15 protein-coding genes are annotated in these 12688 nt (G+C 32.1%); 8 read left to right on the forward strand and 7 right to left on the reverse strand.

The window, feature by feature from the left end:
• Positions 1-14: 14 nt before the first annotated feature.
• The 6 genes from CCUN_RS00915 to CCUN_RS00940 all read right to left on the reverse strand — a co-directional run bounded on the left by CCUN_RS00915 (position 15) and on the right by CCUN_RS00940 (position 6888).
• Positions 15-728: a R.Pab1 family restriction endonuclease gene (locus CCUN_RS00915; protein WP_035175609.1), complete on the reverse strand. Its 714-nt coding sequence runs from the start codon at positions 726-728 to the stop codon at positions 15-17.
• Positions 721-1761 (reverse strand): hypothetical protein, encoded by a 1041-nt coding sequence (locus CCUN_RS00920; RefSeq protein WP_027305099.1) that lies wholly within the window; start codon positions 1759-1761, stop codon positions 721-723. Before CCUN_RS00920 ends, CCUN_RS00915 begins: the two co-directional genes overlap by 8 nt.
• Before the next feature lie 105 nt (positions 1762-1866).
• Positions 1867-2925, reverse strand: coding sequence for a bifunctional histidinol-phosphatase/imidazoleglycerol-phosphate dehydratase HisB (gene hisB / locus CCUN_RS00925; RefSeq protein ID WP_027305098.1), 1059 nt, complete (start codon positions 2923-2925; stop codon positions 1867-1869).
• A 1-nt stretch (position 2926) separates the two neighbouring features.
• The gene (gene hisD, locus CCUN_RS00930) at positions 2927-4219 is read right to left on the reverse strand and encodes a histidinol dehydrogenase (protein WP_027305097.1); all 1293 of its coding nucleotides are present in this window, start codon (positions 4217-4219) and stop codon (positions 2927-2929) included.
• Positions 4220-4225: 6 nt separating this feature from the next.
• Positions 4226-5125 carry an ATP phosphoribosyltransferase gene (hisG, locus tag CCUN_RS00935; RefSeq protein ID WP_027305096.1) on the reverse strand — a complete coding sequence of 300 codons (900 nt, stop codon included), beginning with the start codon at positions 5123-5125 and terminating at the stop codon, positions 4226-4228.
• A gap of 134 nt (positions 5126-5259) precedes the next feature.
• Positions 5260-6888: a multidrug ABC transporter permease/ATP-binding protein gene (locus tag CCUN_RS00940; RefSeq protein WP_027305095.1), complete on the reverse strand. Its 1629-nt coding sequence runs from the start codon at positions 6886-6888 to the stop codon at positions 5260-5262.
• 162 nt (positions 6889-7050) lie between these two features.
• On the opposite strand from CCUN_RS00940, the gene CCUN_RS00945 reads away from it, so the two are divergent.
• The 8 genes from CCUN_RS00945 (at position 7051) to rplQ (ending at position 11176) form a co-directional block, all read left to right on the forward strand.
• Positions 7051-7845, forward strand: coding sequence for an MBL fold metallo-hydrolase (locus CCUN_RS00945; RefSeq protein WP_084483653.1), 795 nt, complete (start codon positions 7051-7053; stop codon positions 7843-7845).
• Positions 7846-7860: 15 nt separating this feature from the next.
• Entirely contained in the window at positions 7861-8079 is a 219-nt protein-coding gene (gene infA / locus CCUN_RS00950; RefSeq protein ID WP_027305093.1) for a translation initiation factor IF-1, read from the forward strand.
• Positions 8080-8254: 175 nt separating this feature from the next.
• Positions 8255-8368, forward strand: a complete 114-nt coding sequence (rpmJ, locus tag CCUN_RS00955; RefSeq protein WP_027305092.1) for a 50S ribosomal protein L36 — start codon at positions 8255-8257, stop codon at positions 8366-8368.
• A gap of 2 nt (positions 8369-8370) precedes the next feature.
• Positions 8371-8736 (forward strand): 30S ribosomal protein S13, encoded by a 366-nt coding sequence (gene rpsM, locus CCUN_RS00960; protein WP_027305091.1) that lies wholly within the window; start codon positions 8371-8373, stop codon positions 8734-8736.
• A gap of 21 nt (positions 8737-8757) precedes the next feature.
• Positions 8758-9150, forward strand: coding sequence for a 30S ribosomal protein S11 (gene rpsK / locus CCUN_RS00965; RefSeq protein ID WP_027305090.1), 393 nt, complete (start codon positions 8758-8760; stop codon positions 9148-9150).
• A 15-nt stretch (positions 9151-9165) separates the two neighbouring features.
• Positions 9166-9792, forward strand: a complete 627-nt coding sequence (gene rpsD / locus CCUN_RS00970; protein WP_027305089.1) for a 30S ribosomal protein S4 — start codon at positions 9166-9168, stop codon at positions 9790-9792.
• A gap of 13 nt (positions 9793-9805) precedes the next feature.
• Positions 9806-10819 (forward strand): DNA-directed RNA polymerase subunit alpha, encoded by a 1014-nt coding sequence (locus CCUN_RS00975; protein ID WP_027305088.1) that lies wholly within the window; start codon positions 9806-9808, stop codon positions 10817-10819.
• A 3-nt stretch (positions 10820-10822) separates the two neighbouring features.
• On the forward strand, positions 10823-11176 hold the full coding sequence (gene rplQ / locus CCUN_RS00980) for a 50S ribosomal protein L17 (RefSeq protein WP_027305087.1): 354 nt from the start codon (positions 10823-10825) through the stop codon (positions 11174-11176).
• Positions 11177-11541: 365 nt separating this feature from the next.
• On the opposite strand, the gene CCUN_RS09890 is transcribed toward rplQ, so the two are convergent.
• On the reverse strand, positions 11542-12681 hold the full coding sequence (locus CCUN_RS09890) for a CatB-related O-acetyltransferase (protein ID WP_051521669.1): 1140 nt from the start codon (positions 12679-12681) through the stop codon (positions 11542-11544).
• Positions 12682-12688: the final 7 nt, after the last annotated feature.

Consider the following 12688-nt stretch of genomic DNA (forward strand, 5'->3'; position numbering starts at 1 on the left):
GATTTAAACACCTGCTAAGTTTTAAGAATAAAGTTTAAAATCTGTATAAGATCATATTTGTGATTTGGGCTTAAAATACCAAAAATCTTAAGCATTTGTATAAAAATGTCAATATTTTTCTCATTAATTTCTAAGTATCCTTTCTCTTTGCTTTGAATTTTTCTGCCCAAAAAACTTTCCTTTCCCTTTGAGTCTTTAAGCAAATAAAGCGGAAAGCAAAAAAATAACATCGCTTGAATTCCTATAGCCTTTTGTTTTTCTTTGATAACAATTTCGCTTAAAAAATTATTATTTTTAAAAGAATACACAAGCAAAGGATAAGAAATTTTAGATTCTAAGAAGTCAATGTGAGCAATTTTAAGGGGTTTAAATACACTACGATTGATTTGCATTTTATCCTCTATAAGTGCGTCATTATTCTCTAAAAAAGTTTTAAGTTTTAAGAGTGTTTCCTTTTTTATAATATTTTGTCTATAAAATTGCCAAATTATATCACTTAATTCGTATAGTTTTTTAAATTTTTTATTTGCACCAACGAAATGGTAAGCGTCTTTTTTCACAACTTCATCATATCCGATTTGCCATTCTATATAATGTTTAATATTAATTTTTGTTTGCGTGGGTGCGATAGGCTTTCCATAATCATTGAAAGTATGACGTTCTTTGATTCTAATCTTACCACCAACAGCAGTTAAAGCAAGTTCGTAAAGCATTTTAAATTCATGCATTTTTATCCTTTAAATTTGTAAAATAATGCAAAAAATATGTTTTAATCTTTTCTTCATTATATTTTTTTTGATAAAACCAAGCTAAGAGTTCATCCTCAATGCTTTTAAAAGAAGCATTATCTATAAAAATGTCCATATTTCCAAAATAATAGGGTAAAAGATGGGCATATTTTTTAAAAAAATGGATATAAATATAATATTTTAAATTCTCCTTAAAGATTTTTATCGCATTTTTATTTGGGTTTTGTATAAAGGTTTTATTGCGTTTTAGAGCGTTAATATCTCTTAGAGGATGAAAATAAGCTACAGCCTTTCTTGTGTCCTTTGGATTAGGATATTTACAAATATAATGATTGATACTATCAAACTGCGATAAAGAAAAGGTATGTTGTTCTAATGTTTTGAATGTATATTTTTTGATATATTCATAGTCCATACCTTGCTTGGTTTTTTCATACAAAGCTATGATAATAGGGAAAAATGTGCTGGATTTTGGAGTGAAAAATTCCGATGAAACGACCACATCATCAATCAATCTAAAATGGAGTTTAAAATCCTTTAAAGCCTTAAAATTTGCTTCTTTAATCAAGTATGATAAAGGATGCAAAACGCAAACAAAATCGGGATTTAAAAGCTCATAAGAGCGTAAAAAAGAAATTCCTAAATCCCTATGTCGCAATTTTTCATCACAAGAATGCAATTCTTTTTTTATTTCAGAGCGAATGATGGAGGTTTTGTCGTTATAGGGAGGATTTCCGATAATTATAATTTTTTGATTATCTTTAATGCCAAATTTTGATCTATGGACTTCAAATAAAGAATTTGTGCAAATACTTTTGGCATTTTTTACTTTGTTTAAAGCCATTTCATCAATATCCGCACCGATATAATCTAAATCTTGTGTAAAAAAATCCCCATATCCGCAAGAGCTATCTAAAAAAGTGTATTCTTTGAGATTTTTGATGTATTTTTCTAAAAGTTCGTAAGCCTTAGAAACTAAGATTTTAGGTGTATAAAAGCTTCCTAAATTGATTGTCATTTTTTCATCTAAATGATTTTGTTTGGGCTTAATGCTTTGAATCATTTTAAACATTCCTGCAAATTTTAAACATTTCTAGCCTTGACTTCTAAAAATAATTCATATCACACCTTTAGAGCTTGCGAGTTTTTCATCTTCTATTTTAATCGCCATTTTTAAAGCTCTTCCAAAGGCTTTAAAAAGCCCTTCAGCCTTGTGATGCTCGTTTTGTCCCTTAACTTTTAAATGCAAACTTGCTCCCATAGAATAACTTAAAGAATAAAAAAAATGCTCTATCATTTCAGTGCTTAATTCTCCAAGTTTTTGCTTTTTAAATTTAGCTTTATAAACCAAATGAGGGCGGTTGCAAAAGTCTATGCTGCAGCTTGCAAGAGCTTCGTCCATCGGCAAAACAAAACCATAGCGTCCTATGCCGATTTTATCACCTAAAGCTTTTTTTATCGCACTTCCAAAGGCTAAAGCCACATCTTCAACGCTGTGATGTTCATCAATTTCTAAATCCCCTTTGCAAGAAATTTCAAGCCCTATGCCCGAATGCACAGCAATTTGCTCAAGCATATGATTGAAAAAGCCCACACCTGTATCAAGCTTGATTTTCCCTCCATTTAAAGCAAGTTTAACTTGAATTTTAGTCTCTTTAGTAATCCTCGAAACACTTGCATTTCTAAAAGTGCTTAAAATTTCATCACAGAGTTCTTGCCAAGTGAAAGTTCCATATTTTAACCCTCTAACGCCTAAATTTTGAGCTAAAGCCATATCACTCTCTCTATCACCTATGACAAAACTTTGCTCTCTATCGTAGAGTTTGTGCTGGATATAATCCTTAAGCATTGCTGTTTTTGGTTTTCTGCATTCACAATTTTGGTGTTCAAAATGCGGACAAATGAAAATATCTTTAAATTCTATTCCGCAACTTTTAAGAATATCAAGCATTTTTTGATGAGCCGATTCAAAATTTTCTCTGCTAAAAGTAGGGCTTCCTAGTCCGTCTTGATTGCTAATCATGACAAATTGAAAACCGAAATTTTTAAGTTTTAAAAGGGCTGGAATCGCTCCATTTTCAAAACGTAGCTTTTCAAGGCTATCAACTTGCAAATCACTCTTTGGCTCTTCAATGAGAGTGCCGTCTCTATCGATAAAAAGAATTTTTTGACCCATTTTATTTTTCTTTCAAGCTTTTAAGTCGCAATTCCACAGCATTTTTATGGGCATCTAAGGCTTCAGCAGCCGCTAAAATCGCAACACTTTTTCCAAGTCTTTTAAAACCTTTAACGCTAAGTTCTTGCACGGTCATTTTTTTACTAAAATCCGCAAGATTCAAGCTTGAATGAGTTTTGGTTAAGCCATAAGTTGGCAAAACGTGGTTGGTTCCGCTTGCATAATCTCCCATAGATTCAGGAGAATAAGCCCCTAAAAATACCGATCCAGCATGTTTGATTCCACTTAAGAGTTCTCGTGGTTTTTGAGTTTGTATGATGAGGTGTTCTGGAGCATAAGCATTTGAAATTTCAAGGCTTTGTTCTAAATTTTTTGCAACAATGATTTTAGAATGCACTATGCTTTGCGATGCCAATTCTTTTCGTGCTAAATTTTCAAGCTGTTTTTGCACCTCATCATTAACTTTTTGGGCAAAGTTTTCACTCAAACACACCAAAAGTACTTGAGAATCCGCTCCATGTTCAGCTTGAGAGAGTAAATCACTTGCTACAAATTGAGCATTAGCGTATTCATCAGCGATAACTAAAACCTCACTTGGTCCCGCTTGCATATCAATATCCGCCCCTTCAATATCCGCACTCACTCTAGCCTTAGCTTCAGTAACAAAGGCGTTTCCAGGACCAAAAATTTTATCCACTTTTTCAACGCTTTGAGTCCCATAGGCTAAAGCAGCGATGGCTCCTGCTCCGCCCATTTGATAAACTTCATCAACTCCGCATAAATTGGCACAAAAAAGCACAGCATCATTGATTTTAGCAGGACTTGCAAGGACAATTTTTTCACATCCTGCAATCTTAGCGGGAATGGCAAGCATTAAAACAGTTGAAAATAAAGGAGCAAGTCCTCCGGGTATGTAAAGTCCGACTTTTTCAATAGGACGCGTTAAAAGCTCACATTTTACGCCTTTGGTTGTTTCAAGCTTTATTTTTTTAAAAATTTGTGCTTCGTGGAATTTTTTAATATTTTCAAAGGCAAGTTTAATCGCTTTTTTTAATTCTTTATCAATTCTTTTACTTGCGTTTTTTATTGAGTCTTGACTGATTTTTATGCTTGAAATTGTAACTTTGTCAAATTTTAAAGCCTGTTCTATCAAGGCTTCATCACCTCTTTTTTTTACATCTTGAATGATTTCTTCAACAATCTTTGAAATTTCATCTTTTGCTTTCACAGCAGGACGCCTTAAAATTTCTTTTTTTTGTATTTGATTTAAATTTTCATAGATTAAAATTTCCATATTTTCTCACCTTAACATTTTTTCTATTGGTAAAACTAAAATCGAACTTGCACCTTCTTTTTTTAGGGTTTCCATAGTTTCCCAAAATAAATTTTCTTTACTCACTATATGGATAGCTAATTTTTTTTCATCGTGAGCAAGCGGTATAATCGTAGGTTTTTCAAGTCCGGGCAATAACTTTTCAATGACACTTAGCTTTTCTTTTGGAATATGAAGCATAATGTATTTAGACTCTTTAGCACCGATAACTCCTTCAACTCTAAGCAAAATTTTATCAACAAGGGCTTGAATTGTCTCATTTAAGGGGTCTTGTTTTTGTATCAAACAAGCCTTTGATTCATAAATGGTCTTAACTTCTTTAAGTCCATTTGCTTGCAAGGTCGCCCCACTTGAAACCAAATCACAAATTGCATCGGCTAAATTCGCCTTAGGAGCAATTTCAACAGAACCTGTAAGGGTGCAGTTTTGGTAATTTATCCCATTTTTTTTCATAAAATTTTTAAGAAGATGAGGATAAGAAGTAGCGATTCTAAGTCCTTCAAAATCTTTTAAATTTTCAAATTGAGCATCATGAGGGAGAGCCAAACAAAGACGACAATACCCAAAATCAAGCTTTTTAAGCAGTTTAAAATAAGCTTTTTCTCCTAAAGATTTTCTCTCAAGCTCATTTTCTTCTAAGACATTTTCGCCTATAATGCCAAGATCTACAATACCATCAAAAACAAGTCCGGGTATATCATCATCTCTTACCCTTAAAATATCTATGGGAAAATTCGTAGAAAAGGCAATTAAATTTTGTTCATGAATATGCATTTTAATTCCACAATCTTTCAAAAGTTGCAAAGATTCCTTAGAAAGTCTTCCGGACTTTTGTATGGCGATACGAAGACGCGAATTATTTTGCATTTTTTATCCTTGATTTAATTTTTGAGCGTCTATCTTAGCAAAAATATTCTTAAAAAACTAAAATTCTTAAAAGATTTTATTGATTTAAAATGATAGAAGAATCTTTTTGTTTTTGAAAGAATTTAAAAAGGATTTTAATCAAAATGTGCGACTAAATTTTTAGCTAATTCTTTGATATTATCACCTTTAAGCTCTGAAATTTCACCATTTTGTGCAAGAAAAATTCTATCGGCAATATCAAAATAAGAATCATCGTGCGTGATAGCAAAGATAGTCTTACCCTCTTCTTTAAGAAGAGGCAAAAGCTTTTTGTAAAAAAAGCGACGAAATACAGGATCTTGATCAGCTGCCCATTCATCAAGCACTAAAATATCACGTTCTTCAAGCAAAGCAATGAACATAGCCAAACGTTTTTTCTGTCCCATAGAAAGCTTGGTTATGCTGATATGATTGTTTTCAACGCTTGTTTTACTCTCAAGTTCTAAAAATTTAAGCCAAAAATCAATTCTTTCTTGATTTGCAAATTCTGTGTCTTTAAGGGTTTGAGTGAAAAGATGAAAATCACTGAATACTGCACTGATGAGTTTTCTGTATTTTTGGATGTTTTTGGCGTTAATTTTTTCATCATCAAGATAAATGGCTCCTGATTTTGGTTGAAAAAGTCCTGTTAAAAGCATACAAAAAGTGGATTTTCCGCTCCCGTTTTTTCCGATTAAAAAAACTAACTCTCCTTTTTTAAGACTTAAATTGACAGGATTGAGTTGAAAATTTTGGTAAGAAAAACTTGTATTTTCAAAGCGAATTTCTTTCCATTTGACCTTTTCATCTAAGAGGGTAAAATTCTCTTTATAAGCGTCAAGCTCAAGTTTTGCAATCTTATCAAGTGCGATTTTTGCTAGAATTAAAGTTGGAATTGAGCTAATCATAGAGACCAAAGGCGTTCTTAAAAAGAGTATAGATAAAGCAATGGTTGCCGCATTTTCTATGCTTGTAAGCTTAAAATGCAAGGCTAAATAAAACTGCACACCGACTAAGGCAAGAAGAGCGATATTGGTGATATTATTTGAAATATTATTTAAGACATTACCTTTTATGTTATGAATTCTTTTTTCTTCTGCTTTTTTTTCAAATTCTTCTTCATAATAGTACTTAGCCCTAAAAGCATTGATAATGAGTTCTTTATGCCCTTCAAGTATATTTTGATAATTCAAATTCAAAGCATCATCGCTTTCTCTAGCCTTTCTAAAACATTTATAGACCTTTAACATCAAAAAATGATTATTAACAAAAATCAACAATATCCACACAAAACAAAGCAAGAAAAGTTGCGGAGAGAGATACAAAAGATAAAAGCAGGTGCAAAGGATTAAAATCGAAGCTTGTAAAAATTCAGGCAAACGCAAAAGTCCAAATGAAACACTCCTTACATCAGAGTTTAAAGAGGCTAAAAGTCTTGCTTTGCCGATTTGTTCTATTTTGAGTAAGGGTGTATCTAAGATTTGTTTTACAACCCGTCTTTGCATTTTAAAGATAAAATTTTGTCCAAAAACACTAAGACTAATTTCCACAAAAGAAGTGCTTATAAAAAAGATGATTAAAAGAAAAATAAAATTAAAAATAGGAATATGTTCAGTGTTTTTAAGTAAAACTTCATTAATAAAAACTAAGGTCAAAACTCCCATAATACTTGCAAAAAAACTAAAAAATAAAAAAAATGCAATTCTTAGTTTATTTTGTCTTAAAAGCTCTAAAATAAAAGGCATATTTTCTCCATAAAAATCAATTGAAGTTATATTTACAAATCATTTTTGTTTATTATAATTGTATTTTAATTAAAATTTCATCAAAATTTAAGCAAATTTTTTGAATATTAATTTATTTACATTATAATCTTTAGCTTAAATAAAAAATAAAAGGAAATTGATATGTTGAAATGGTTTTTATCGTTTTGTTTATTAACTTTAGGTCTTTTTGCACAAGATACTTTTACAACTAAGGTTGGAGAAAATCAAATTTTTATCACTTCTCTTAAAGATAATGTTGTTGATAAAAATATATTAATCCCTAAAAATGAAGAGGATAAAAAACTCATTGCTGAAGTTTATAAGGATAAAAAAATCAACAAACACAATGTGATTTTAATCAAAAATCCAAATTTCACAGCCTTAATCGACACAGGTTATTTGGATACTTTGGATAAACTTCAAGCTTTTTTGCAAGACAATAAAGTCAAAAGCGAGGAACTTGATTATATCATCTTAACACATGCACATCCTGATCATATCGGTGCTTTAATGGGCGAGGAAAATCCTTTCACTAAGGCTAAAATTCTAATGGATAGAAAAGAACATGATTATTGGATTGATGGTCAAAACGAAGCCATCAAAAATGCCTTAGAAAGGCTAGAAAATATAGAGTTTTTTACTCATGATAAGGATTTAATCATCGAGGGTTCAGGACTTAAAGCCATAGCTGCTTATGGACACACTCCGGGGCATAATATCATTATGATAGGCAATCATCTCGCTTTTTGGGCGGATTTAGTCTATGCTTTTGATGTGCAAATTAAACATCCCCAAATTGCTGTCAGTTTTGATGTGGATGCAGAAGAAGCCATTAAAACAAGGGAGAAATTTTTTAAAGAATTTAAAGATAAAAACATCCAAATTTTAGGGGCTCATATGCCTTTTACAGAGCCTATAATTTTAACAAATTTTTAAATAAAGGAGGGAATTTTGGCAAAAGATGATGTGATTGAGATTGATGGCAATGTGATTGAAGCCTTGCCTAATGCAAATTTTAAAGTGGAATTAGACAATAAGCATGTGATTCTTTGTCATATTGCAGGAAAGATGCGTATGCATTATATAAGAATAATGCCCGGAGATAGGGTTAAAGTTGAATTAACGCCTTATAGTCTTGATAAAGGTCGCATCACTTTTAGATATAAATAAAAAACTCTAAGTTATTTAAAAGCTATTTTAGATATAATTAGAATTTTTTGTGATATATGCATCAAACTACAAAGAAGTGTTTTCAAAATTCACCACTTATTTTGAAAATAGTTGGTTCATTAACCTGATGCATTCACAATCAAGAAGTGGAATTTATATATTTGAGGAGAAACTTATGAAAGTTAGGGCATCGGTTAAGAAGATGTGCGACAAATGTAAAGTGATTCGTCGCAAAGGTATCGTTCGCATTATTTGCGAAAATCCAAAACACAAACAAAGACAAGGATAGATATGGCTCGTATTGCAGGTGTGGATTTACCAAAGAAAAAAAGAATTGAATATGGGCTAACCTATATCTATGGTATAGGTCTTTTTACTTCAAGAAAAATTCTTGATAAAACAGGAATTTCTTACGATAAAAGGGTTTATGAGTTGAGCGAAGATGAAGCTGCGGCGATTCGTAAAGAGATTCAAGAAAATTATAGGGTTGAGGGCGATCTTAGAAAGCAAGTGGCTATGGATATAAAAGCCCTTATGGACTTAGGGAATTATAGAGGATTAAGACACAGAAAAGGTTTGCCTGTACGCGGTCAAAAAACAAAAACTAATGCGAGGACTCGTAAAGGCAAAAGAAAAACAGTTGGTGCAAAATCATAAGAAGTGTTAAAGGATTAAAATATGGCAAAAAGAAAGATTGTTAAGAAAAAAATTGCTAAAAAAAATATAGCAAAAGGTATTGTTTATATCAGTGCAACCTTTAACAATACTATGGTTACAATTACTGATGAAATGGGAAATGCTATTGCTTGGAGCAGTGCAGGGGGACTTGGTTTTAAAGGTTCTAAAAAATCAACGCCTTATGCAGCACAACAAGCGGTAGAAGATGCATTAAACAAAGCAAAAGAACACGGCATAAAAGAAGTAGGCATTAAAGTGCAAGGACCTGGAAGCGGTAGAGAAACTGCTGTTAAAAGTGTTGGGGCTGTTGAAGGGATTAAGGTAACTTTCTTAAAAGATATCACGCCTTTACCTCATAATGGTTGCAGACCACCTAAACGTCGTCGTGTTTGATATAAGGAGAAAATTATGGCAAGATATAGAGGACCCGTAGAAAAACTAGAAAGACGCTTTGGTGTTAGTTTAGCTTTGAAAGGTGAAAGAAGACTTTCAGGTAAAAGTGCTTTAGATAAACGTCCCTATGCACCCGGACAACACGGAGCGAGAAAAGGTAAAATCAGCGAATATGGACTTCAGCTTAGAGAAAAACAAAAAGCTAAATTTATGTATGGAGTGAGTGAAAAGCAGTTTAGAAGACTTTTCAGTGAAGCCGCAAGAAAAGAAGGCAATACAGGGGTTTTACTGATACAGCTTTTAGAGCAAAGACTTGATAATGTGGTTTATAGAATGGGTTTTGCGACAACAAGAAGATTTGCAAGACAGCTTGTCACTCACGGACATATTTTGGTCAATGGAAAAAGAGTGGATATACCGAGTTATCGGGTTGAAGCTGGGGCTAAAATTGAGGTGATTGAAAAAAGCAAAAATAATCCTCAAATCACAAGAGCAATCGAACTTACAGCACAAACAGGCATTGTTGCGTGGGTTGATGTTGAAAAGGACAAGAGATTTGGAATTTTCACACGTAATCCAGAAAGAGAAGAAGTTGTCATTCCAGTAGAGGAAAGATATATCGTCGAGCTTTATTCAAAATAATAAGGGCTAAATTATGAAGAATATTAAAACATCTGCTTATACGCCAACAGAATTTACCATAGAAAATATCAGTGATACTGTGGCTAAAATCAGTGCTTGGCCTTTTGAGATAGGTTATGGAATCACTTTGGCTCATCCTCTGCGTCGTTTGCTTTATACCAGCACTATAGGTTATGCTCCAACAGCTATTCACATTGAGGGTGTGACTCATGAATTTGATAGTATGCATGGTATGCTTGAAGATGTCGCCTTTTTTATTATCAATCTTAAAAAATTGCGTTTTAAACTCAAAAGTAATTCAGATAAAGAGAGCGTAGAATTTAGCTTTAAAGGACCTAAGGAAATTCACGGAAAGGATTTAAGCAATAGTCAAGTTGAAGTTGTAAATGCCGATGCGTATCTGGCGACTATCAATGAGGATGCAGAGCTTAAATTCACTCTTGTGATAGAAAAAGGTATAGGTTATGTGCCAAGCGAAGAAACCAAAGAACTTTTAAACGATTCTAAATTTATTGCTTTGGATGCTTTTTTTACTCCTGTACGTGAAGCGACTTACGATATAGAAAAGGTTTTATTTGAAGATAATCCAGACTATGAAAAGGTCATTTTAACCATTACAACGGATGGACAAATCAGTCCAAACGAGGCTTTTCAAAATGCTTTAGAAGCAATGTATAAACAATTATCCGTCTTTGATAAAATTACTAATGTGAGAAATATCATCAAAACTCAAGCCTCAAACAATGAATTAGAAAGCACTAAATTACTTCAAAATATTGCTGATTTAAATTTAAGTGCGAGAAGTTTTAATTGTCTTGAAAAGGTTGGAGTGGTCTATATAGGAGAACTTGCCCTAATGAGTGTCAATGAATTGGCTGGTCTTAAGAATTTGGGTAAAAAATCCTTAGATGAGATTAAAAACATTATGGAAAGCATAGGTTTTCCTATAGGAAGTTCTAAATTAGGGGACAATAGAGAACTTCTTGAAAAGAAAATTGCTGAACTTAAAGCACAACATGAAGGATAAATAATGAGACATAAACATGGATACAGAAAACTTGGTAGAACTTCTTCACATCGCAAGGCTTTGCTTAAGAATTTAGCTATAGCCCTTATAAAAAGCGGTAAAATAGAAACAACACTGCCAAAGGCTAAAGAATTAAGAATTTATGTAGAAAAACTCATCACTCGTGCCAGATTGGGAGATTTAAATGCTCATAGAGTGGTTTTTGCAAATTTACAGGACAAAACAAGTACTCATAAACTTGTTAATGACATCGCACCTAATTTTAAAACAAGAAATGGAGGCTATACAAGAATCATTAAGACAAGAATGCGTCGCGGTGATGCTGCGGAAATGGCTTTCATTGAATTTGTAGCCTAAATCTTCAAAATGAAGATTTAGGTGCTAATTTTTTAAGCTCGTTTAATCAGTTTAGAAATTTAGCATTTAAAAAACCAAAAGATTTTTAATGCTCTATACAAAACATAATAAGAAACCTCAATGTTGCCATCAATATAAGAAACATTGATGATAGATATAAAATCAAATTAGATAAATCTAGGATAGGGATTATCTGAAGTTACGCAGATTAGTGGGGTATCAAAGTATGGTAAGATATTAACTATCTATCGTAGAAACAAGAAGCCCAAATGTCTTTAGCACTCGGGCGATTCACTCGTTTGATTTATTGCTCGATATTAAAATTTTATTTGTTTTTATTGAGTTTTTTATATTGATTTTTGAGTTTAGGCAGCTCTTTGAGAAAAAAGTTCAAATACCCCCCCCCTGTGCCAATTTTTATGAGCTTTTATTAAGGCAAGACCGAGTTTATAGGTAAAGCATTCTTTTTCTTTTAAAGCTTCTTTATAATCACTGCATTGCTCTAATTTAGGTAAAGCAAGAGATGGATTAAATTGAGTCATTATTCTAAAAATTTCTTGTTCTTTTTTATGTTTTTTATTGATATTTAAAAGAGTCAAAGGCAATTTTATATAATCTTTGAAATGTTTAGAATTTTTAATCATAGCATTTCCAAGTTTATAAGAAAGATGATTATGAATTTGAGCTTTTGCACTTAAAATTTTAGATTTTTCTATAGCCTTGCTAATAGAAATTTGAGTTTTATGTTTGCTTATTTCAATGATTTCTTGAAAATCAAATTTTTTAGGCTTAAAAGGATAAATTTCTTTGTTTTCTATACGAGCTTCAAGTTTATCAAGATAGTGATTGATATCAAGTTTTAAGTCAATTTTGTCAAAATCACAAAAATTGTATTCCCACCATTTTAATTTTAAAAGTCTTTCTATAGTTTTTTCATCAAAACGATACTTTACAATCCTACCCGGATTCCCAGCTACGACAGCATAGGGAGGCACATCTTTTGTAACCATAGCGTTTTGTCCTACAACGCAGCCCGTATGAAGAGTGATTCCGGGTTTTAAACAAGCATTAGTGCAAACATAGACATCATCCATAAAAATCGTAGGTTTATCCGCAACAACAAAATCTCTATAAGTTTGAGTTTGAAAATTTGATTGAAAGACTTCTTTAGCCTTTCTAAAAATTATAAAATATCCATCATAAGTAAATGATGAAGTTGAAAGGATATTAAGCGGATGATGAGTTTTTCTAAAATTAAGATGAGCAGCAATAGAACAATATCTGCCAATCTTTAAATCTGTTCTAGCAATGGCTGCATTACTATAAGAAAAAGCACCCATTTGACATAAAACATTGCCTTGATTAAAAGAGCTATACTCCTCTAAATACCCTTCATTTGGGACAATGATTTTATCATTTTCTTTAAATCTTACCCCATTTATACCACTATAAAGCTTGTTTTTATTGAAAAAATCCACCAAATGCTTATTAACGATAATCTCCATAAATTAA

It is taken from the genome of Campylobacter cuniculorum DSM 23162 = LMG 24588, from assembly GCF_002104335.1.
In the GTDB taxonomy this organism is placed as follows: Bacteria; Campylobacterota; Campylobacteria; order Campylobacterales; family Campylobacteraceae; genus Campylobacter_D; species Campylobacter_D cuniculorum.

Excerpts from the sequence above, each read along its gene's own strand:
- CCUN_RS09890 (WP_051521669.1), bottom strand. The coding sequence starts at position 12,681 with ATGGAGATTATCGTTAATAAGCATTTGGTGGATTTTTTCAATAAAAAC.
- hisB (WP_027305098.1), bottom strand. The coding sequence starts at position 2,925 with ATGGGTCAAAAAATTCTTTTTATCGATAGAGACGGCACTCTCATTGAA.
- rplQ (WP_027305087.1), top strand. The coding sequence starts at position 10,823 with ATGAGACATAAACATGGATACAGAAAACTTGGTAGAACTTCTTCACAT.
- rpsD (WP_027305089.1), top strand. The coding sequence starts at position 9,166 with ATGGCAAGATATAGAGGACCCGTAGAAAAACTAGAAAGACGCTTTGGT.
- CCUN_RS00940 (WP_027305095.1), bottom strand. The coding sequence starts at position 6,888 with ATGCCTTTTATTTTAGAGCTTTTAAGACAAAATAAACTAAGAATTGCA.
- rpmJ (WP_027305092.1), top strand. The coding sequence starts at position 8,255 with ATGAAAGTTAGGGCATCGGTTAAGAAGATGTGCGACAAATGTAAAGTG.
- CCUN_RS00945 (WP_084483653.1), top strand. The coding sequence starts at position 7,051 with ATGTTGAAATGGTTTTTATCGTTTTGTTTATTAACTTTAGGTCTTTTT.
- rpsM (WP_027305091.1), top strand. The coding sequence starts at position 8,371 with ATGGCTCGTATTGCAGGTGTGGATTTACCAAAGAAAAAAAGAATTGAA.
- hisD (WP_027305097.1), bottom strand. The coding sequence starts at position 4,219 with ATGGAAATTTTAATCTATGAAAATTTAAATCAAATACAAAAAAAAGAA.
- rpsK (WP_027305090.1), top strand. The coding sequence starts at position 8,758 with ATGGCAAAAAGAAAGATTGTTAAGAAAAAAATTGCTAAAAAAAATATA.
- hisG (WP_027305096.1), bottom strand. The coding sequence starts at position 5,125 with ATGCAAAATAATTCGCGTCTTCGTATCGCCATACAAAAGTCCGGAAGA.
- CCUN_RS00975 (WP_027305088.1), top strand. The coding sequence starts at position 9,806 with ATGAAGAATATTAAAACATCTGCTTATACGCCAACAGAATTTACCATA.
- CCUN_RS00915 (WP_035175609.1), bottom strand. The coding sequence starts at position 728 with ATGCATGAATTTAAAATGCTTTACGAACTTGCTTTAACTGCTGTTGGT.